Annotated in this window: 15 protein-coding genes; 9 read left to right on the forward strand and 6 right to left on the reverse strand. The window is 45.6% G+C overall.

The features are described 5' to 3' along the window. The first annotated feature begins 134 nt into the window (after positions 1–134). Positions 135–1,196, forward strand: coding sequence for a glycoside hydrolase 5 family protein (locus tag CLV59_RS00310; RefSeq protein ID WP_111590015.1), 1,062 nt, complete (start codon positions 135–137; stop codon positions 1,194–1,196). A 78-nt stretch (positions 1,197–1,274) separates the two neighbouring features. Here CLV59_RS00310 and CLV59_RS00315 read toward each other — a convergent pair whose 3' ends face one another. After that, entirely contained in the window at positions 1,275–2,105 is an 831-nt protein-coding gene (locus CLV59_RS00315) for a YitT family protein (protein WP_111590016.1), read from the reverse strand. 827 nt (positions 2,106–2,932) lie between these two features. Here CLV59_RS00315 and CLV59_RS00320 point away from each other — a divergent pair. Next, positions 2,933–3,766 carry an energy transducer TonB gene (locus CLV59_RS00320; RefSeq protein ID WP_170137604.1) on the forward strand — a complete coding sequence of 278 codons (834 nt, stop codon included), beginning with the start codon at positions 2,933–2,935 and terminating at the stop codon, positions 3,764–3,766. A 157-nt stretch (positions 3,767–3,923) separates the two neighbouring features. Here CLV59_RS00320 and CLV59_RS00325 read toward each other — a convergent pair whose 3' ends face one another. The 4 genes from CLV59_RS00325 to CLV59_RS00340 form a co-directional block, all read right to left on the reverse strand. Then, positions 3,924–5,693 carry an amidohydrolase gene (locus CLV59_RS00325; protein ID WP_111590018.1) on the reverse strand — a complete coding sequence of 590 codons (1,770 nt, stop codon included), beginning with the start codon at positions 5,691–5,693 and terminating at the stop codon, positions 3,924–3,926. A 68-nt stretch (positions 5,694–5,761) separates the two neighbouring features. Continuing rightward, complete coding sequence (locus CLV59_RS00330) at positions 5,762–6,289, reverse strand: hypothetical protein (protein ID WP_111590019.1); 528 nt, start codon at positions 6,287–6,289, stop codon at positions 5,762–5,764. Between the two features lie 6 nt (positions 6,290–6,295). After that, positions 6,296–6,970 (reverse strand): hypothetical protein, encoded by a 675-nt coding sequence (locus tag CLV59_RS00335; protein ID WP_111590020.1) that lies wholly within the window; start codon positions 6,968–6,970, stop codon positions 6,296–6,298. A gap of 97 nt (positions 6,971–7,067) precedes the next feature. Further along, entirely contained in the window at positions 7,068–7,640 is a 573-nt protein-coding gene (locus CLV59_RS00340) for a Crp/Fnr family transcriptional regulator (RefSeq protein WP_111590021.1), read from the reverse strand. A 256-nt stretch (positions 7,641–7,896) separates the two neighbouring features. Between CLV59_RS00340 and CLV59_RS00345 the strand changes: the two genes are divergently transcribed. The 5 genes from CLV59_RS00345 to CLV59_RS00365 all read left to right on the forward strand — a co-directional run bounded on the left by CLV59_RS00345 (position 7,897) and on the right by CLV59_RS00365 (position 15,533). Then, positions 7,897–10,476: a phosphoenolpyruvate carboxylase gene (locus CLV59_RS00345; RefSeq protein WP_111590022.1), complete on the forward strand. Its 2,580-nt coding sequence runs from the start codon at positions 7,897–7,899 to the stop codon at positions 10,474–10,476. A gap of 386 nt (positions 10,477–10,862) precedes the next feature. Further along, complete coding sequence (gene gndA / locus CLV59_RS00350) at positions 10,863–12,275, forward strand: NADP-dependent phosphogluconate dehydrogenase (RefSeq protein WP_111590023.1); 1,413 nt, start codon at positions 10,863–10,865, stop codon at positions 12,273–12,275. A gap of 26 nt (positions 12,276–12,301) precedes the next feature. Beyond that, entirely contained in the window at positions 12,302–13,807 is a 1,506-nt protein-coding gene (gene zwf, locus CLV59_RS00355) for a glucose-6-phosphate dehydrogenase (RefSeq protein WP_111590024.1), read from the forward strand. Positions 13,808–13,909: 102 nt separating this feature from the next. Beyond that, a complete protein-coding gene (pgl, locus tag CLV59_RS00360; protein WP_111590025.1) occupies positions 13,910–14,632 on the forward strand; it encodes a 6-phosphogluconolactonase in 723 nt (240 codons plus the stop codon). A 127-nt stretch (positions 14,633–14,759) separates the two neighbouring features. After that, positions 14,760–15,533 (forward strand): amidohydrolase family protein, encoded by a 774-nt coding sequence (locus tag CLV59_RS00365; RefSeq protein ID WP_111590026.1) that lies wholly within the window; start codon positions 14,760–14,762, stop codon positions 15,531–15,533. 17 nt (positions 15,534–15,550) lie between these two features. On the opposite strand, the gene CLV59_RS00370 is transcribed toward CLV59_RS00365, so the two are convergent. Then, positions 15,551–17,131, reverse strand: coding sequence for an FMN-binding glutamate synthase family protein (locus CLV59_RS00370; protein WP_111590027.1), 1,581 nt, complete (start codon positions 17,129–17,131; stop codon positions 15,551–15,553). 393 nt (positions 17,132–17,524) lie between these two features. On the opposite strand from CLV59_RS00370, the gene CLV59_RS00380 reads away from it, so the two are divergent. Both CLV59_RS00380 and CLV59_RS00385 read left to right on the forward strand, forming a co-directional pair. Next, the gene (locus CLV59_RS00380) at positions 17,525–20,128 is read left to right on the forward strand and encodes a family 20 glycosylhydrolase (protein WP_245950720.1); all 2,604 of its coding nucleotides are present in this window, start codon (positions 17,525–17,527) and stop codon (positions 20,126–20,128) included. A gap of 111 nt (positions 20,129–20,239) precedes the next feature. Then, on the forward strand, positions 20,240–22,417 hold the full coding sequence (locus CLV59_RS00385; RefSeq protein WP_111590030.1) for a carbohydrate binding family 9 domain-containing protein: 2,178 nt from the start codon (positions 20,240–20,242) through the stop codon (positions 22,415–22,417). The last annotated feature ends 29 nt before the right edge of the window (positions 22,418–22,446 follow it).

Genomic DNA, 22,446 nt, shown 5'->3' on the forward strand with positions numbered 1-22,446 from the left:
GATTGAGAGACGTATTAAATATAAAAAGCAATCCTTCAAAAAACAATAGACCGCCGAAAAAAGGACATACAACGAATTTTCAATTTGTTTATTTTTAGTGAGATGCCGCTACGGCCAACTTAAAACGCTACGTTATGCAGAAAACTCTTATCCTCTTCACAAGCTTGTTTGTACTGCTGTTGAGCGCCTGCTCGCAGGAAAGACCAGTATGGACATTGAAAAAGGCCAACGACTGGTATGCTGCCAGGGGTTGGATGAGCGGCGTGGATTTTATTCCCAGTTCCGCAGTTAATCAATTGGAAATGTGGCAGGCAGCTACTTTTGATTCTGCCGGAATAGACCGGGAGCTGGACTTTGCGGCCGGCCTCGGATTTAATGCAGTACGTGTCTATCTACATCATCTCCCATGGGTGGAGGATGCTACCGGCTTCAAAAAACGCATGGATACATACCTTTCCATCGCCAACAGCCATAAAATAGGGACCATTTTCGTCTTCTTTGACGATTGTTGGAATGATTATCCACATAGTGGTCAGCAGCCCGCTCCTAAGCCCGGCATCCATAACTCCGGCTGGGTCAGAGATCCTGGGTCCGCGATTTTCCACAGCGCTCATATGATAGATACCCTGGAGTCTTATGTGAAAGATGTGTTGGGAACCTTTAAGGATGATAAACGCATTATTATGTGGGATCTTTATAATGAGCCAGGAAACAGCGGCTATGGAGATTCCAGCAGGAATCTACTGACACAGGCTTTTCGTTGGGGGCGACAGGTAAATCCTGTACAGCCGCTGACTTCTGGTGTCTGGGCGCCAGCATTAGTCAATCTCAATAAGCTCCAGCTGGAAAAATCAGATATCATTACTTATCATAACTACCAGAATGAACGTTCTCACCAGGGAACGATCGATTCCCTGCGCAAATTCGGACGTCCGTTGATTTGTACAGAGTATATGGCCCGTACGCATGGTAGCCGGTTTGAGAATATTCTCCCGATGTTGAAAGATGAAAAGGTAGGGGCCATCAGTTGGGGATTGGTTGATGGGAAGACGAACACCAAATATGCCTGGAATGACCCCATTCCAAGTGGAGAGGAGCCCAAAGTATGGTTCCATGACATCCTGCATAAAAACGGATTCCCCTATGATAGTGCAGAAGTTCGCCTGATTAAAGAAGTAAACGGGGTAAAACAGTAAACGCCCCTAAAGGCAGCTATTATACCAATAAAAAAGACGACATCGAAGATGTCGTCTTTTTTATTGTAGCATTTACCATTACATGGAAAATCCTCTTCCCAGTACCTCATGTACTTCATGAATTACTAAGAAAGCCTCCGCATCTGTTTCCTGCACAAGTGATTTCAATCGCATCAGTTCCTGTTTACCTATCACTACATAGAGCACCTCTTTGGGCGCTTTCGTATAGGCGCCATGGCCATGCAGCACCGTACAGCCTCTTTTCAGCTCGCTGGTAATGCGGTCTGCGATCTTCTCCGGCTGCTGGGAAATGATGGTGATGGCACGTTTGGTATTCAGACCATCCACAATGAAATCCACTGTTCTGGCCCCGATGTACACAGCAATAAAGGTATACATGGTCTTTTCGATACCAATAATAGAGGAGGATATTAAAATAACAACGATGTCGAAAATCAGCATGGAGTTCCCTAAAGACATCCCAGTGAGCTTATTGACGAGTCGCGCCAAGATGGCGGAACCGCCGGTGGTACCTCCGGAAAGGAATACCAGCCCAATCCCGATACCCACGAGTAAACCAGCGAAGATGGCTGCCAGCAGTGTATTTTGCGTAATAGGAATGAGTGGATGTTCGGTGAGATACAGGAACAGGGAGCAGAAAATAACCCCCAATACGGTGTAGAGCATGGTCCTTTTATCCAGGACCTTATAGCCCACTACGAATAGTATAATGTTGGCGATCAGGTTCGTGATGCCCGGCGACCAGCCAAAATAGTAATATGTTACGATGGTAAGACCTATTACCCCGCCCTCAGAGAGCTTGTTGGGGATGGCCAGATAGTTAATGCCCACAGCAAAGATGAAAGCACCTAAAATGATGAGCAGGAGATTTTTCACATGTTCTTTCATGCCGCAAAATTATAGCATTTTAAAGCAACCCGTAAAGTATTACTGCCGGGGAATTGTTACCAGGAAATTATTTTTTAAAAAAATCGAATATCTGTTTGGAAATATTAAAAGCCGATGTATATTTGTCTACCAATTCGGTAGACTAATATCATCTCACTGCATCTTGAGCCACCAGCAAGGAGCTGTGCCAGTTTAAAACTAAATGTGTAAAAGTATACACTATGAAACAGCACAACCTGACAAGTGGCAAGCGTATAAAAGCGCTGTTATCCAATCAATATACCTGTTCCCGTTATCCATCGGCAAGTCTTTACAGTTGTTGCTGTAGCTGCTGAAGGAAAAGCTTTTGCGTTCTGTAAGCTGTAAATAGAATGCCTGGCGTGGTTCGCGGGGACGGTATGCTGCAAATTTATTGGTGGTAAATTCTCAGTATCGTATCTCCCCGCAGCTACCCGGCATTTATAGAAAGTTACAAAAATTTTTTCCATTTAATAAGTATCAGACACGGTTCTACGAGGCATTGCCGCGAACATACTGGTGGGGTTTGCTGGCGGTGACCTCGTGAACTGTTTGTCAATTATCCTCTTCAGAAGGTTACATCAAAATATAACTGCGAACAATGAACCTAACGTGTATGTATATACGTTTTTCGGAAAGCCTAATAAATTAAGGAACCACCTGCTTTCAGGTTAGGTACCCCAGTGCCAGCAAGTCCCGGTCCAAGACCGGGACTTCTATTTTCTATACTTTTCAAGCCCTCAAAAAAATTTTAAGAAACTTTTATGGAAAATGATTTTCTGCCTCATCTAGTAGAAAAGCCATTCGCCATGAACTCAACTAAAATCAGAGGGGATGAATTTCTTGACATCCTCTTCACCGGAAGAAACAAGGACTATGGTGCTTATGAATTAAGAAGCAAATACGATAACCGCGTACGTAATGCTATTATTTGCACCGCTTCCTTAGCTTTATTACTTGTAGGCGGCTATGTTGCAAACAACTCCTGGGCTGCAGACAAAGGAGACCTGAAACCTTTTGTGTATAAGCCTATTCAGCCAATCGATGCTATCATAGAACAGCCTCGTTCTACGCCGCCGCCACCACCGCCGCCGGTAGCGCAAACACCGCCACCAGCTGCGCCTACATCCAAGTTTGTTGCCCCCAAAGTGACATCAGATGATGAGGCTAATGAAGAGATTCCACCCGTGGAAGAATTAAGACATAATGCGGTTGGATTCAAAAGCCAGGATGGCGTAGAAGGTGGTGCTGATATCCCAGCAGAATTAGCAGGTGCAGGAACTACTGGGGTAGTTACATTGGCGGTACCTCCTGAAAAGGAAACACCATTTACGGTAGTGGAAATCATGCCTGAATTTCCTGGAGGATTAGACGCATTGGGCCGCTATTTACAAAGGAATATGCGTTACCCTGATGCTGCAAGAGAGAATGGTATTTATGGAACAGTACCTGTTCAGTTTGTAGTAGACAGAGATGGTACTATCCAGGAAGTGAAAGTGATTGGCGCACGTAAAGGAGGAGGACTGGAAGAGGAAGCCATGCGTGTGATAAAAAGCATGCCCAAATGGAGACCAGGCCGCCAGGGAGGCCGTAATGTACCTGTGTACTTTACTATTCCTGTTAAATTTCAACTGGACAATTGATGATCATCAGTAGCAAAATCTGCATGTAACTTTCCTTCCGCCAGAAGCCTGTTGCATACACTAAAATCAACCGCCGCTCCAATGCAGCTATGCTGACACCTGGAACGGCGGTATTTTTAAAAGGGTTATCCTGAGGTGAAAATCTGTAGCCTGGTATTTATCGTCTATATACTTCGTTGCCGTCTTTGTAGGTCCTCGATACCACTGTTACACTTGGGTCTATTTGCATCGGATCGCCTGAAATCAATATCATATCCGCTTTCTTACCCTTATCTAAGGTCCCTTTGGAGCTTAGTTCTCCCCACTGGATAGCTGCATTAACCGTCATAGCTTTTAAAGCATTGTAACCATCGATACGTTGTTCTGGACCGAGGACTGTTTTATCCATAAGTGTGATACGATTTACGGCACTATATGCAGCCGTGAGCATATCTGGTGGGGTAACTGGAGCGTCTGTGTGAATCGTGAAAAGTATGTTATTGTCTAATGCATCTTTACAAGGACTGATACGACGAGCGCGGGTCAAGCCCATAGTAGTATCCCGGTGCCATACGCCCCAAAGGTAAGTATGTGTAGGAAAAAAGCTGGGCATCAGAAAGGATGTATCATTTTTAAATCGTAGTATCTGGTCAGTTGTACACATCTGACTATGTATGATTACATTTTTCAAAGGCGCTTTGTGGTTTTTTAAATTTTCTATTACACTTAACCCTTCTTCAATGGCAGCATCTCCGTTACAATGAATATGTACACTCATTCCCATATCAAATACTCCTTTTACATATTCCCTCAGTTTTACAGGGTCAGGATAAATAGGGGCGCCACGATATCCTGGTTTTTCCCAAATTGGAGGATGGGCATACGCCACTTTTAGCCATGCGTCTCTACCTTGCGGCGATCCATCAAAGGTGAATTTCACACCTCCTATTTTGAAGTGATGGGAACCGTAATTGTAATTATTATAGTATTGTTTCCAATGGCTAAGATTATCTTTATTGGTATCAAAATCTGGTAGCACAATAAAATCTGCGGTAAGTTGGTTATTCATATTTAAACCTTCTATCAGTAATAATGAATTGGGATCGCAGCGTCCTTCGCAGACTGTTGTCAACCCATTTGCAAACCACAGTTTTTCTGCTCTCATCAACCTCGCCACAGTGGAATCTTTATTAGCATTCGTGTGTTTAAGTATATATTCCATTGCAGCAACATTGGCATTTTCTGTCAACAGGCCAGTTGGTTGACCATTTTCCCTTACAATGGTGCCTCCCTCTACGGAAGCATTGGGGTCCATAAATCCTAATGCCTTGAGCAGAGCCGTGTTACCAACTCCCATATGCCCGGAATTATGTATCAGATACATGGGGTGATTTCCTGAAAGGTTGTCCAGACTGTCTCTTCTTGGATGTTGCATCGGCGTCAGGCGGGAATCGTCATAGCCATTACCTACCACCAGGCCAGTTGGATTACTGACAAGTTTGGCCGCATTTCGCATGGTACTGTAAAGCTGTGTCATGGTGTTGACATTGCCATAAGGTAAGGGGGCGAGATCAATGGTTGCATAGGCGCTCACCTGTTGGGCAATGTGGGCATGCGGGTCAATGAAGCCAGGCATGAGGATAGTCCCTGCCGTTATAAATTCCATCTTTACCTCCTCTCCGTGAGTCGCATTTTTATTGACAAACATCTTCGCACTGTCCGCAGTTCCGATAAACTTTATAATTCCATTTTGTTCTACCAATGCATCCACATAATTATAGAGATCATTAACATTCTTTCCTCTCATTGTCAGAATACGTTTTGAAAAAACGGGGGCCGACAAGTACATGGTAAAGGTAGTGGAATTTTTTTTGGACTGTCCTATGGCTGGTGTACATAGTACCAATGCCGATATTAGGCAGAATAGCTGTAGAAAGTTTTTTTTCATAAGATGTATTTTAAATTAGTGCTTAATAAAATGGTTACTGGGCGAAAAAATGTAGAACGCAGTCTTTATTATTTGCTTAATACAAAAGTTCCCGAAATCGTGATCTGACGAGTGCTATCAGTGACACAGTACATGCGTGCATTAAAACTCCCTTTTGCCAGATGATCATTGTTTTCTTCAATGATGATAAAGCTTTCAGGACCCGGCATGGCCGTATATTCTTCGGGGTTAGCTACATTAGGCGAATTCATTTTCATTGCAATGAAACCGCCGCGGGTGATCGTCTGGCTCACAGCGGGTAAATCATCCTTCATTGGAAGTGCCGGGTATTGGCCCGGCAGCACCGCGTCTCCCTTTAAATCTGCTAATACGCAACTGAAATAGAACGGGAAAATGTCATTCCTGTCTGTAAAGAATCCCAGTGTAGCATTGGGATTGATCGCATGTTGGGCAGTGAGTTGCCTTGTTACCAGGTGGCTTTTAAATTGATATTCCCTACCAGATAAACGGATGGTTAGTTGGGGAGACACGGTGTCTTTTGCCGGCGCTGTTACCAACAGCATGGTGGAAAACAACAGGGTAAATAATGTATTCATAAGGATCTATTGTATTTGTAGCACAACCGCATAGCCATCATGGTCGCCAGTGGTATCCGTTTGGTTGTTTTGCATATTATCCAGGAAACGATATCCCAGCTTTTTGCAGGCAGCAAACTTGGTCAGTTGTTGCTCAAATTCGCCGGCCGCTTCCTTGAAAGTCAGGTAATCATGCGAGATGCCCAGCTCCCTGCTCGCCGCGCCTATCCAATAAAACCTGTTATCCTTGTGATAAGGCCCGAACAACCGTGCATGATCATTCGTGAAAGACCACATGTAATTAGAAAAGGCGCGGTTACTGCCATTGAGGGGAAGCTGCCCGAAGTTCTTATTGTCCATTTTCCCTTTGTAAGCTGCCGTATGTCCCTCTCGGGCCTGAAAGCCTCCTGTAGCAAATCGTTGCAGAATCAATGTTGCAGAAGCACTGTCGGAGCCCGAAATAGTATCAATGATAATCAGATTGATGGGCTCAAATAAAGTCTTGTTGTTAATCTTCATCCCCAGCCATTGTGCGGGCTGGTCTTTGGTAGTGTCCTGCTCAAACATCCATTTGCCGATCTGCGGCAGTGAGGAAGACACCGCAGCGGGTAATCCTTTATCCGTTTGGGAAGAGGATGGGGGCTGTACGCAACCAGTCATCATCAGCGCAAGGAAGCAGCTGAACAGGATAGTATTCTTCATTTGGAGTTAAATTATTTTTATGCAATAAGTGAGAAGGATTCCTCACATATCGAGTTGCAAATAAAAGGCGGATTGTGCAATAAAACCTTGACTTATGTCAAATTTTTCTCCTGATCCTGCTTAAGGTTTCCATATTGATGCACAGATAGGATGCGATCAGATGTAACGGTACCCGCTGTACGATTTCTCCATGACACTCCAACAGAAACCGGTATCTGTCGGTTGCTTCCCGTTTTCGGAGATTGAACGCCCGCTCTTCGCTCAGAATATAGTAATGCTCTATCAGACTGGTATAGACCTTTTGAAAACAGGCATGATCCTGAATCAACTGTTTCATGTTTTCATATTTCAACCCCACAGCCATGCAATCTTCAATGGCGGTAATGGTTTCTTTCGATGGTTTCTGCCGCAGGAAACTCTCCACAGAAATCACGAATTCGTTCTCTTTCATGAACCAGGTAGTAGCAGTGTATTTCGTCTCCTCATAACTACTATATAACAATCCTTCTTCCAGAAACAAGGCATACCTGCATATTTCCCCATAAGATACCCACTGCTTTTTTTTGGGAATATGAATCACCTCCAGTTCCATAGAGAGGTCGTGGATGAATTCTTCAGTCAGGGGATGAATCCGGGAAAATAAGTTAATCATCTGAGGGGATACAGGCATGACAGATTCGAAAATTTTAAATATTTCGTGCGCAAAAATTGTATAACATATTGGCAATAAAATTGTTCTGAAGGAGGGAAGGCGGCCGGACTTATATTTATATATCTATTTTAGATAAATTTCAAACAATTTAGATATCTGTAAAAAAATAATTAAAAAATAATGGGTTTGGTATATAAACAACTAAACAAAATAATTATTAATTTAACGCCCGCTTAGTTACGCATCTTGGTCCAAACATAGGAAAATCATAGTTATGGAAGCTCCGGTTAATAATTCGCTGCAACAGTTTAAGAATCTGGTTGGGACAAAGTTTCAGCTTTATAACAGCCTCTTTACCTCGCTGCCTTTCCATCGCGTGGAGAAGACCGGGATATTCCTTTCCCTCTTCCTCCTCCACTGCGAAGAAGGCTACGCGAAGGGCGGGAGTCCACATGAAATAATGGACTCTTTCTTCGATCAATACACCAATTACAAGGATGAACAGCAAAAAACAGATCTGCTGTTCCGGTTTGTTCAATACGCAGAAAGACAGGTCGTATTATTCGATGCCCTGGAAGATGCTGCATTCCGCCATATTCGCGACATGCAAGGCGCTGGTACCCTCCGGCACCTGCAATCTGAAGTAGTACAGGAGCAGGCACAGGATGAACTCAAGGAAAAGCTGAAGGACTTCTCGGTAAGATTAGTACTCACCGCCCATCCTACGCAGTTTTATCCCGGGGAAGTACTGGGAATTATTAACGACCTGGCGAAAGCCCTCATCGAGGACAATACCGCCCAGGTGAATATGTACCTCCAGCAATTAGGTAAAACGCCTTTCTTTAAAAAGGAAAAGCCTACGCCCTATGATGAGGCCATCAGTCTGGTCTGGTTCCTGGAGAATATCTTCTACCAGGCAGGCGGAAGAATTATGTCATTCCTGAAAGGACAACTCCCCGGTGTAGTAACAGACCGCTCAAAAGTGCTCCGCATGGGCTTCTGGCCAGGAGGCGACCGGGACGGAAACCCGTTTGTAACGGCGCCGACTACAGTGGAAGTGGCCGCAGCACTGCGCAACAGCATCATGAAATGCTACTTCCGCGAAGTGAGATCCCTGCGCCGCCGACTCACCTTCAAAAATGTGGAGAACGTCGTAGCGGCACTGGAAGCCAAACTTTCCCAGAATCTTTTTCAACCAGGACATGTATTCGATATCTCCCAGCAGGAAATACTGGACACGTTATCGACTATACGTAAAACAATTATCGATGAACATAACGGCTTGTTTGTTCATCTGGTGGACAACCTGATCAGTAAAGTCCAGATCTTCGGATTGTTCTTTGCCACCCTGGATATCCGCCAGGACAGCTCTGTTCATGAGGCTTTGCTGGATACCATCGCCAATGTTTCGGATGTACTGCCAAAAGGATATCCGGAAATGAAAGAGGCAGAAAAAATCCAGGCTTTGCTAAATATTTCCCGGGAGATGAATGTCGACCTGCTGGAAAAACCCCTCTTCAAAGACACCCTGGAAACCATCGCTGATATCAAGAAGATACAAAAGGCGAATGGGGAAGAAGGCTGTAACAGGTATATTATCAGTCACAGTACCAGCGCCCTCAGTGTGATGGAAGTCTATGGCCTGTTCCTGCTGAGTGGCTGGAAAAAAGAAGAGATATCGGTAGATATCGTACCGCTTTTCGAAACCATAGACGACTTACGTCATGCAGGACGCGTAATGGCTAACCTCTACGAGAACCCGGAGTATATGCAGCATCTGCAACGCAGGAATCATAAACAAACGATTATGCTGGGCTTCTCAGATGGTACCAAAGATGGCGGCTACCTGATGGCGAACTGGAGTATTTATAAAGCTAAAGAGGAACTGACTGCGGTTTCAGATAAATATGGTATTAATGTGGTCTTCTTTGATGGCCGTGGTGGCCCTCCTGCCCGTGGCGGTGGTAAAACGCATCAGTTCTACGCCAGTATGGGACGCAATATCGCCAACAAGGAAATCCAGCAAACCATCCAGGGACAAACGATTAGCTCCAATTTCGGAACGGTGGATGCCGCCCAGTTTAACATGGAGCAGTTGGTGCATGCCGGTATTTCCAACGAGCTGTTTTCTTCCAGGGAAGTAACGCTGACAAAGGAGGAAGAGCATGTGATGCAATCATTGGCAGACGCGGGCTACATGGCCTACAACAAGCTCAAGAATCATCCGTTCTTTTTGGAATACCTGGACCATGCCAGCCCACTCCGGTATTATGCGGAAGCTAATATCGGGAGTCGCCCCAGCAAGCGAAACGCGTCTGCGAAGCTAAATCTGAACGATCTCCGCGCAGTACCTTATGTAGGCGCATGGAGTCAGCTGAAACAGAATGTACCAGGCTATTATGGCGTGGGCAGTGCGTTACGGCAGCTGGAAGAGCAAGGCAAATGGGAAGCGGTAGAGCATCTGTATAAGCATTCTTTATTTTTCCGTACCCTGCTGGACAACTGTGAAATGGCTATGAAGAAGAGCTATTTCCCGCTGACAGCCTATCTGGCCAACCATCCGGAGTATGGAGAAGTGTGGAATATGATCTATAACGAATATGAAGTGACGCGTAAATATTTACTCCGACTTACCGGCGAATCCGAGCTGATGGCTGGAAGTCCGATCGATCAATTATCCATCCAGATGCGGGAAAGAATCGTGTTGCCATTGTTGACTATTCAGCAATTTGCCCTCACGCAGATCCGCGAACTGGACAGTCATCCTGGTAATGGCCAGGGTAGGGAAGTGTGGGAGAAACTAGTGATGCGTTGCAGCTTTGGTATTATCAATGCCGGCCGTAACAGCGCATAAACCTGCAGCGTTTTCGATTGTTGTTAAATATAGAATAGATTGTTTGTTTAGAAGAGGAGTTTGTTGGTAATAGCCTTTCGTTGATGACTCACGGCATGTATTAGAATAGTGAACACTGTTTTGAAATTGTAAAAATTTTATTACAGAGAAATTACATATAACTAATTCATGTTGTGGGATGTTATAAAAAAACGACGCGCTATTATCAGCAAACTCCTTTCCTGCTTTATATACTGCATTATGCAGGGGGTGAAATATATCGGGAAGCAATCAGGGATCATCGGGCACTTAATCAGTATGAACAGGCTTGTGGGCAGAAAAAAAACTGTGGCAAGCACGAAAAACAACTACTTTTACAACTCCATTTATAGTAACTATTCTTCATTATGGCAAACAGCTTATATGATTTTGGAATGATTGGTCTGGGTGTAATGGGTAGAAACCTCTTACTCAACATGGCTGATCATGGCTTTTCCGTTATCGGCTTTGATAAAGACGCCACCAAGACAGGCGCACTGGAATCCGCTGCCACGCCCGGTACTACCGTTAAAGGAGTAGCCGACCTGGCAACAATGGTACAACTGCTGGAGCGCCCCCGCAAGTTAATGATGCTGGTGCCCGCAGGACAACCCGTTGATGATGTTATCGCTTCTTTGCTCCCATTGCTGGAGCCCGGCGATGTGGTAATTGATGGTGGTAACTCCCACTACACCGACACACTGCGCCGCGTTAAATATCTCCGTGAAAAGAATATCCACTTCATGGGTATTGGCGTTTCCGGTGGCGAAAAGGGTGCTCGTACAGGACCTAGCATTATGCCTGGTGGAGACCAGGATGCATATGCGAAGGTGAAACCTATGCTGGAAGCCATTGCTGCCAAAGTGAACGATACGCCTTGCGTAGCTTATCTCGGTAAGGAAGGCGCAGGTCACTATGTGAAAATGGTGCATAACGGTATCGAATATGCGATTATGCAACTTATCAGTGAAGCATATACGCTGTTGCAAAAAGGTGCAGGCCTCAACAACGATCAGTTGCATGAAGTATTCGACAGCTGGAATAAAGGTTCATTGCAGTCTTTCCTCGTAGAAATCACCGCAGATATCTTCAATCAGAAAGATGATAAAACTGCTGGTCGCCTCGTGGATATGATCTCTGATAAAGCCGGTTCAAAAGGTACTGGTAAGTGGACATCCCAGGATGCCATGGAACTGCCGGTAGCCGTACCAACCATCGATATGGCTGTGGCGATGCGTACCATCTCCGCTTATAAAGATCAACGTGTTGCCGCTGAGGAAATCTACGGCGATCCTGCCGCTATCCATGTTACTGCAGAAATGTGGATCAAACAGGTACATGATGCCCTTTACTTTGCTACTATCCTGAGCTATGCACAGGGACTGGCTATGTTGCACGAAGCATCCCGCGAACTGCAAATGGATATCCCATTGCCAGAAGTAGTGAAAGTATGGCGTGGCGGTTGTATCATCCGTTCTTCCCTGCTGGAAGTATTCACACAAGCATATCAGCAAAATACAGACCTCGCCAATATCCTGCTGGATAAAGGAGTTGCGTACCTGGTTAAATCCGTGGAAGCAAATACCCGCAGCGTAGTAGCTCAGGCCGCTACCGCAGGTTTCCCAGTGGCCGGATTTATGTCTGCCCTCTCTTACTTCGATGCATTCCGCACCGGAAGAATGGCGACCAATCTGATTCAGGCGCAGCGCGACTATTTCGGCGCGCATACTTACCAGCGTATTGATATGCCAGGCACTTTCCACACCGAGTGGAATCAGTAAACTAAATCTCATTTACAATTAAACATATGCAGATCCATAAACGCCCTCCTGCTTCCATCCTGTTTATCTTCGGAGGTAGCGGCGATTTAAACTACCGGAAACTTACACCTGCGTTATACAATCTGTTTTTGGATGATTGGATGCCCGAGCAATTTGCAATTGCAGGCTTGGGCCGCAGCCCTTACACCGACGAAAACTATCGCGCCCACCTGCTCGAAGGTATCAGCAAGTTTTCCCGTCGAAAGGGTGAGCAGAACGGACACTGGCAGGATTTCAGCCAACATGTATCCTATCTGCAACTGGACGCGGAAGATCCTAGCCACTATACTAAAATTACAGACCTGGTAAAAGCCAAGGAAGAAGAATGGGGCGTTCATCCGAATGTTGTCTTCTATCTGGCAGTAGCGCCTCAGCTGGTACCTAATATCGTAACCAAACTGGGTGATCTCAACCTCTGTAACGATAAGCATTGTACCCGTATCGTGGTGGAAAAGCCATTCGGGCACGATCTGCAAAGTGCACATGAACTCAATGAACTGCTGGCTTCCCGCTTCACGGAAGAGCAGATCTATCGTATAGACCACTACCTCGGTAAAGAAACCGTTCAGAACATCCTGGCTTTCCGCTTTGCGAATGCCCTGTTCGAACCAGTATGGAACCGCAATTTCATCGACTTTATCCAGATCACTGCTGCTGAAAGCGTAGGCCTGGAAGGTCGTGGCGGTTACTATGAAAGAGCCGGAGCCCTGCGTGATATGGTGCAAAACCATATCCTCCAGATCCTCTGCATGGTAGCGATGGAAGCGCCTGTTTCCTTCGATGCCAACGAAATCCGTAATAAAAAAGTAGACGTACTCAATGCTATCCGTCGTATTACCACGGATAAAGTACATGAGTATGCTGTACGCGGACAATACTCCAGCGGATGGATGAAAGGCCAACAGGTGGTTGGTTACCGTGAAGAAAAAGGTGTGGATCCTGCATCCAATATCGATACCTATGCCGCCGTTAAGTTCTATATCGACAACTGGCGTTGGCAAGGCGTTCCTTTCTATGTACGTACTGGTAAATACATGCATCAGAAAGCGACAAATATCGTTATCCAGTTTAAAGAAGCGCCTCACTATGCGTTTCCGGCAGAAGCTGCACAGACATGGCGCCCTAACCGCCTGACCATCAGCATTCAACCGGAAATGGATATCCGTATCCGCTTCCAGGCTAAACGTCCAGGCCAGTCTATGACCCTGGACCCAGTGGATATGACTTTCAACTACGATGCAGCAAACGGCGACCATGCTCCGGAAGCATATGAAACCCTGCTGCTCGATGTGATGGAAGGAGATGCTACCCTCTTCATGCGTGGCGATCAGGTAGACGCTGCATGGAAAGTGATTATGCCTATTCTGGAAACTTGGGAAAGTCGCACTCCGCAAGACTTCCCGAACTATGCTCCTGATTCATGGGGCCCGGATGAAGCAGATGTACTGGTAGCCCGCGATGGTCACAGCTGGATTAACCTGCCTTCCAAATAATAATCGGTAAGAAATATTGACTCAGGAAAAGGAGACCACGCCAACAGCGCCAGGAGCCTTTTTCTGAGTCATCTTTGTTTAAGCGAGTAAAATTCTTCTTTCATGGAAATACATATTGCCAAAGATCCCGCCCAGCTGAGTGAGAACGTAGCAGCATGGATTAGCAACTATATACTGGAAGTACTTCAAACGCAGGAAAGATTCACCCTGGTGATGTCTGGCGGTAATACCCCCAAACAACTCTTTGGCCTGCTGGCGAAAGCGCCTTATAATCAAATGATCCCATGGGAAAAAATCCACTTCTTCTGGGGCGATGAAAGGGCAGTGCCTTTTGAAGACGAACGTAATAATGCCCGCATGGCATATGATGTACTGCTGGATAAAGTACCCGTGAATCCGGATAATATTCATGTTATGCGCACAGATATCTCTCCGGAGGAATCTGCGGCAGAATATGAAAAACTCCTGCATACTTATTTCGGTAATGAAGCACTGACTTTTGATCTGGTATTATTAGGTATGGGAGATGATGGTCACACGCTCTCTCTATTTCCCGGTACAGCAGTCGTACATGAGCAAAAGGCATGGGTAAAAGCTTTCTTCCTGCAAGCGCAGGATATGTATCGTATTACGCTTACAGCCCCTGTTGTAAACAGAGCAGCCTGTGTGCTGTTCATGGCTACTGGCGCAGGTAAAGCGATTACGTTGAAGAATGTTATCCAGGGTACCTTCGATGCAGAGAAGTATCCTTCTCAAATGATTCGCCCTGAAAATGGTGAACTGCATTGGTTTGTGGATGAGGCAGCAGCCTCAGCCATGGAATAAAAAAGTATATTCTTTATATAGGAAAATGCTGCCTTTTGGCGGCATTTTCTGTTTATGAAATCTTCACATTTCTCTGCTTTCTACTTTCACTAAATTTCGGTAGCTTGTGAGTCATAAGCGATGAGATATGTTTGAAAAGCCCATATTCGATGCACACTTGCATATAGTAGACCGTCAGCACCCCTTACAGCCTAGTCAGGGATTTCTGCCGTCAGCATATACTGTAGCTGACTATAAAAGCCAAACAACAGAAATGGATATTATAGGTGGTGCAGTAGTCTCCGGCTCTTTTCAGGGATTTGACCAGTCGTACCTGTTAGATGCTCTCCGGGAATTAGGTCCTGCTTTTGTGGGCGTAACCCAAATTCCTGCAACTACCACTGATGAAGAAATTATAGCCTTGAATGATGCAGGCGTTCGTGCAGTTAGGTTTAATGTGCAGAGGGGCGGGTCTGAAAGTATTCGTTATCTGGAAAATCTGGCGCTGCGTGTATACGACCTCGTAAAATGGCATGTGGAATTATATATCGATTCCCGCCAGCTGCCAAGTATCTCCACGACCTTACGCAAATTGCCCAAAGTGGTGATTGATCATCTGGGCTTATCCAAAGCCGGATTTAAATACCTGCTTCCTTTAGTGGAAAAAGGAGCTGTGGTGAAAGCGACGGGGTTCAGTCGCTGTGATTTTGATGTGGTACCAGCCATGAAGCAGATTGTAGCGATACATCCGTCTGCCTTGATTTTTGGTACGGACCTGCCTTCTACAAGGGCGCCAAGGCCATTCTCCATGAACGATCTGCAACTGATTGTAAAGAACTTCTCTTCAGACCTGGTAAATAGAATTTGCAGAGATAATGCACTGAAACTTTACAAACCGGCCCAAACAGCAGTAGCTGGATAGGCCGGTGAGCTGGCTGTCTACCAACGATCAGTACTAATTTTATCCAACTGCTGACGCAACGCATCAGGAGCGCTTCCATTTAATAACATACCCGGAGCCATGCTAGGGTAGATATCTTCAAACGTTCTTACCTGGTTCATAAACACCCGGCGATACATATGATGTCGGGTTACATGATGAATAGTGGGTAACCCGGCTGCTGCCGCCAGTTCTATGGCACTTTCTACCGTATCCCTGTGATAGTTCGACACTCTCTGCTTCTTGTCGGCCACCACCAAGCCTTTCATTAAGCTCTTGTCTTGCGTAGCAACACCAGTGGGACAAGTATTTGTATTACACAATAAAGCCTGAATACATCCCAGTGCCATCATCATGGCGCGGGCACTGTTGCAGGTATCTGCACCCAGTGATAAAGCCCTCAGGATATGATACCCCGTCATGATCTTACCGGAAACAATCAGCTTCATTCTACTACGTATATTGAAGCCCGTTAGGGTATCGTGCACAAAAGCCAAGCCATCCATCATAGGCATCCCTACTGAGTTCGAGAACTCCGGAGGAGCTGCGCCAGTGCCGCCTTCTCCACCATCCACCGTAATAAAATCAGGATAGATATCGGTTTCAATCATTGCCTTGCAAATAGCGTAGAATTCATGTGGCTGGCCAACGCATAATTTAAAGCCTACTGGCTTGCCTTTACTCAGCTGCCGCATTCTGCCTATAAACAACATCATTTCTTTAGGCGTATTGAAAGCCGTATGGTAGGGGGGAGAGAAGACCGTGGTGCCGGCTTTCACATGGCGGATGGCCGCAATTTCAGGAGTGTTTTTAGAAGCGGGAAGAATCCCTCCATGACCAGGTTTCGCACCCTGTGAGATTTTCAGCTCTATCATCTTTACCTGTGGCAAAGCTGTTTTCTCTGCAAACAGCTCATCAGAGAAATTACCATTTTCATCACGGCATCCGAAATAACCAGTACCAATCTGCCAGATAATATCGCCGCCTTGTTTCAGATGAAAATCACTGATGCCGCCCTCGCCGGTATTATGTGCGAAATTCCCCAGCTTGGCGCCTCCATTCAGCGCCTCCACTGCATTGGAGCTCAACGATCCATAACTCATGGCGCTCACATTCAGAATGCTGGCAGAATAGGGTTGCAGGCAGTCTTTCCCACCAAATACGACCCTCGGATCTTTTTCCATCTTTTCAAAATCCTGTGGCTGAATAGAATGGGCCATCCATTCATACCCTTCCGCATATACGTTGAACTGGGTGCCAAAAGGCTGGGAGTCCAGCTCTCTTTTAGCGCGCTGATAAACGGTACTGCGATCTATACGATTAATCGGACGTCCATCTATATCACTCTCCACAAAGTACTGGTGGATTTTCGGGCGCATCGCTTCCATCCAGTAACGCATTCTGCCCACTACGGGGAAATTGCGGATAATAGCGTGTTTGGTCTGGGTCATATCATTAATACCCATCACGATAAGCGGAACTACAAGAATTAATAGCCACCATACCCAGGAGAAGAAAAATCCCAACCCGATTACCAGGAGCAGACTTAGGACAGCAATAGCAATGAATCGTTTAGCCATAGGATGTAGATTTCATTGAATTTAAGCTTTTTTTGCTCGCAAAGCAGCATAAGCAGCAAAGCAGCAAAGAATTGATATGTTGTTAATTAGAACAAGTACAAGAATAAGATAGTGCAAAAAAGTACTTCGACCTGCTGGATAAATAATCCATGAACTACATTTATCAACAAATCGCCATCATCTTATGCTGCTTTGCTGCTTATGCTGCTCTGCGAGAGAAAAAACTCGCTTTGCAAAAGTTGCAAATTATTTTTTGCAAGGTTTGCAAAATTGCATACTTCTCTCTATATTACGTCATCAACCAGATTATATGCCATTTGACACAAATCCCACAGGAGCCCACAGATGTTGTAGAATAATCCATTATAAGGTCTTACATAATTCATCCAACAAATGATGTTTAAGCATTTTAGTAAACTGGTTGCAGCGCCCATACTGATGGCAGCCTCCATGCAATTACAAGCCCAGGATAACAGTACTTATGACGTAGCCCGGCTGAAGTCCAGCTGGGAAGTGGTAGAAAACGGCTATGAAGGGAAAGCGCAGTTCCTTTCTTCTTTTACTTTTATCAATACGGGGAATAAGCCCTTCCCGGCGAAGAACTGGCAGTTATATTTCAACTTTGTACGTATGATAAAACCGGGGCAACAGCTCAACGGAGTTATCGTCGAACATGTAAATGGGGATCTGTTCCGGGTAGTGCCTGGTCCGGATTTCAAGGGTATTGCTCCGGGCGACTCACTGAAGGTGAACTTCGCCAGCGATGCCTGGGCGATCAATTTCACAGATGCACCCAAAGGGCTATACGTAGTTTGGAATCAACAACCAGCAAAAGGTATTCCGGTTACCGACTTCAGCATTCGCCCTTCAACATCGGCTAAACAGCTGATGCGTTTCCAGGGGGATAAAAGTGCAGTTATAACGCCAACGAATATATTTAAACAGAATGCTGCCGCGAAAGATATTCCTTTGTCGCAGTTACCATTAATTTTACCCACTCCGGTATCTTACAAAACCGCATCAGGAGAACTGGTGATGGATGCGTTCCCGGACATTCAGGCAGATCCGCGCTTGGCAAAAACTGCCAGCTTCCTCAACAGTGAATTGATAACGTTGATGGGTAAACGTGCAAAAGGAAAAGTGGTAATCAATTTAAAGGTGGATGAGTCGCTGGCTCCGGATGCCTATCAACTCGATGTAACGCCGCAAGGCGTGAGCATCAGCGCTTCCGACAACGAAGGCGCCTTTTATGGTGTGCAGTCCTTGAAAGCCCTCATAACACCTGCAGCATGGGCCGGTAACGCTAAGTCTATCAGCATTCCGGCCGTGCAGGTGACAGATCACCCACGATTTAAGTATCGCGCATTCATGATCGATATTGCCCGCAACTTCCACAACAAGCAGGATATGCTTCGTTTGATAGATGTGATGGCATTATATAAATTGAATGTGCTTCATTTCCACTTCAGCGATGATGAAGGTTGGAGACTGGAAATTCCAGGATTACCTGAACTGACGGAAGTAGGCGCCAGAAGAGGCCATACGCCTGACTTTAAGAATATGCTGCCGCCTTCCTATGGCTCCGGTCCTGATTCTACCAATACGGCAGGTAGCGGATATTTTTCCCGCAAAGATTTTATCGAGCTCCTGAAATATGCGACTGAAAGACATATTAAAGTACTGCCGGAGATAGAAAGCCCGGGTCATGCGCGCGCTTCTGTGAAATCAATGGAAGTACGCTATGAACGCCTGGCAGCGCAAGGTCGCCAGCAGGAAGCGGAAGAATACCTGCTCTCTGATTTGAAAGATAAATCTACCTATCACTCTGTACAATACTGGAATGATAACGTGATGAACGTAGCAGTACCTTCTGTGTATAAGTTCCTGGACAAAGTAGTAGTGGAGTTACAGGCGATGTATAAAGAAGCAGGTGCGCCGCTGACTACAGTGCATATGGGCGGTGATGAAGTGCCTAATGGCGTTTTCCAACAGTCGCCTGCCTGCCTGGCATTGATGGAAAAGGATAAATCCATTAAGAACGTTGATGATCTCTGGTATTACTATTATAGGAATGTGAGCAACCTACTGAAAGCAAGAGGCTTGGAACTGGCAGGATGGGAAGAAGCAGGTATGCGTAAAACGACGATCGATGGTAAGAGTGCCAGTATTCCTAACCCGGATTTTGCCAATGATAATTTCCAGCTGAATGTGTGGAACAACGTAATTGGCGGTGGTCAGGAAGATTTATCGTACCGACTCGCCAACGCTGGTTATAAGGTGATCCTTGGTGGTGTGAGCAATTTCTATTTTGATATGGCCTACATGAAATCCTTTGATGAGCCTGGCTTCTATTGGGGTGGATTTGTAGACATCGATAAGCCGTTTTACTTTATTCCATTCGACTATTACAAGAATTCTAAAGTAGATGGTAAAGGCGATCCGGTAACAGCCAATACTTTCATGGGTAAAGACAGGCTCACTGGCTTCGGACAGTCCAATATCCGTGGTATTCAGGGTTTACTCTGGAGCGAAACTGTGTCTAACTCAGAACGTATGGAGTACATGATTCTGCCTAAACTCCTCGGCCTTGCAGAGAGAGCATGGGCACAGGACCCGGCATGGGCCACTGAAAAAGATCCGGTGAAAGCAGATGCATTGTATAACCAGGCTTGGAGCGTGTTTACAAATGTAGTGGGTAAACGAGAGTTACCGCGTCTGGATAAACTCAACGGCGGTTATGCTTACCGTATTCCGACGCCAGGCGTACAGGTAGAAGACGGGGAAGTAAGTGCCAATGTGCAGTTTCCGGGAATGGCAATCCGTTATACCACTAACGGTGAAGAACCTACGTTGAAAAGTCCTGTATATACTGCGCCGTTCAAAGCAGTAGGAAAAACAGTGAAATTCAAAGTGTTCGATACCCGTGGCCGCGGTAGTAAAACTACAGCAGTAAAAGTGCCACAGCCGCAGGAACAATTGAGAAATAACAGAAACTAGCCATACAGTGAAGAGTGAAAGGCCGTCTCTACCTAGTAGAGCCGGCTTTTTTTCTGCTATGACCTGCGTAATTTCTTTTGTATTTTGTAATCAGACATAACCCAATATTCTGTGTTGCGCATTCCACGTTTATTATGCTTAAGCCTTCTCTGGGCGCCGTTCCTCTATGGACAAAAGAAAAATGAAGCCTGGAAATTACCTATCTCCAGGGCTGTTTCTCCTATTAAAATTGATGGCATCATCGATGAAGAAGCCTGGAAACATGCAGCTGTTGCTACTGATTTCAGAATGGTGCTCCCAATGGATACCAGTGCCGCCAAATTGCGGACAGATGTACGTATGCTCTATGACCAGCAACGTTTATATATACTGGTAGAGAACTATACCCAAGGGAGTGGGCCTTATATGGTAGAATCATTACGCAGGGATTTCGCCTTTCTGAAGAATGATAACTTCATTTTTTTTATGGACCCCTTCGATGACCAGACCAATGGCTTCAGCTTTGGGGCCAATGCGGCAGGAGCGCAGTGGGATGGACTCATGTATGATGGCGGAAAAGTGGATTTGAGCTGGGATAACAAGTGGGTGTCGGCAGTAAAGAATTACCCGGATAAATGGGTATTTGAGGCCGCTATTCCGTTTAAGAGTATCCGTTATAAGAAAGGGATTATGCAATGGGGGATCAACTTTAGCAGAAATGATCTGAAGACCACGGAGAAATCCGCCTGGGCGCCGGTGCCGCGACAGTTCCCCACAGCCTCGCTGGCGTATACCGGTACTTTGCAATGGGATACGATTCCGCCGGCAGCGGGCCCGAATATTTCCATCATTCCTTATGTACTGGGCGGTTTAGCGAAAAACTATGATACAAAGGGTAATACTACCTGGCGTCGGGATGCAGGACTGGATGCGAAAATTGGGATCACCAGTTCTCTGAACCTGGATCTCACCGTTAATCCTGATTTCTCCCAGGTAGATGTGGATAAACAAGTCACCAACCTCGATCGGTTTGAACTGTTTTTTCCTGAAAAAAGACAGTTTTTCCTGGAGAATGGAGATCAGTTCTCCAATTTCGGATATAGTACCATCCGGCCATTTTTCTCCAGGAGAATAGGGCTTGGCGTGCCCATACAGTTTGGAGCCCGGTTAAGTGGAAAACTCAATCGCAACTGGCGGTTAGGGCTGATGAATATGCAAACGGCCGCAAAGGAAGAGGTAGGGCTGCCTTCGCAGAACTATACCGTTGCCGCGTTACAGCGGAGAGTATTCTCAAGATCCAATGTGGGCTTTATATTTATTAATAAGGAGTCCCTGAATTATCACCCAGAAGATGAAGCACAGAAACCGCTGTATTCCCGTTATAACCGGAATATGGGATTAGAATATAACCTGGCTTCCAGTAATAATTTCTGGACGGGTAAAGCGATGCTATTGAAATCGTATAGTCCTGGCCGGGAGGGGAGCGATTACGCCCATGCGGCTAATCTGCAATATACCAGTAAGGTCTGGAATGTGGGTTGGCAGCATGAATACGTAGGGCACAATTTCAATGCGGAAGTGGGATATGTACCGCGACAAGGATACATCAAAATAGCTCCGCAGATCACCCGTTTATTTTTTCCTGTGTCTGGCGCTGTGTTGAGCCATGGACCGCAGGTTACAGGAACGATGTTTATGGATGAACATTTCAATCGTACCGACAATGAAACGATGCTCAATTATGGGATTGTATTCCGTAAGCGCAATACGTTAAATATCTGGGGTTCTAATACGTATATCCGTTTACTGCAGCCGTTTGATCCAACGAATACGGGAAAAGACAGTTTATTGGTGGGTAGTTCTCATAGCTGGAATACGGTGGGAGCGGATTATGTATCGCAGCCTCAGCAATTATTTACGTATGCATTTTCCGCCCGTTATGGAGGCTATTATGCCGGCGGACGCAGATTGATGCTGAATTCCGAGCTGGGATACAGGTTTCAGCCTTATGTGAGTATTGCGTTGAGTGCGAATTATAATCATATCGCTTTGATGCAGCCATGGGGGAATCAATCATTCTGGTTGGTGGGTCCCAGATTGGATGTCACGATGACGAATACACTGTTTTTTACAGGATTCATGCAGTATAACCAACAACAAAAAAACATCAACCTGAATACGAGATTGCAATGGAGATACAGGCCTGCTTCTGATTTATTCATTGTATATACTGACAATTACCTTCCTGAGCCCATGTATATACGCAACCGCGCATTGGTGTTGAAACTTGTATATTGGTTTAATATTTAAATGGTCATTAAATAGGCTATGGTGGCTTA

It is taken from the genome of Chitinophaga dinghuensis, assembly GCF_003259435.1.
Taxonomy (GTDB): Bacteria; Bacteroidota; Bacteroidia; order Chitinophagales; family Chitinophagaceae; genus Chitinophaga; species Chitinophaga dinghuensis.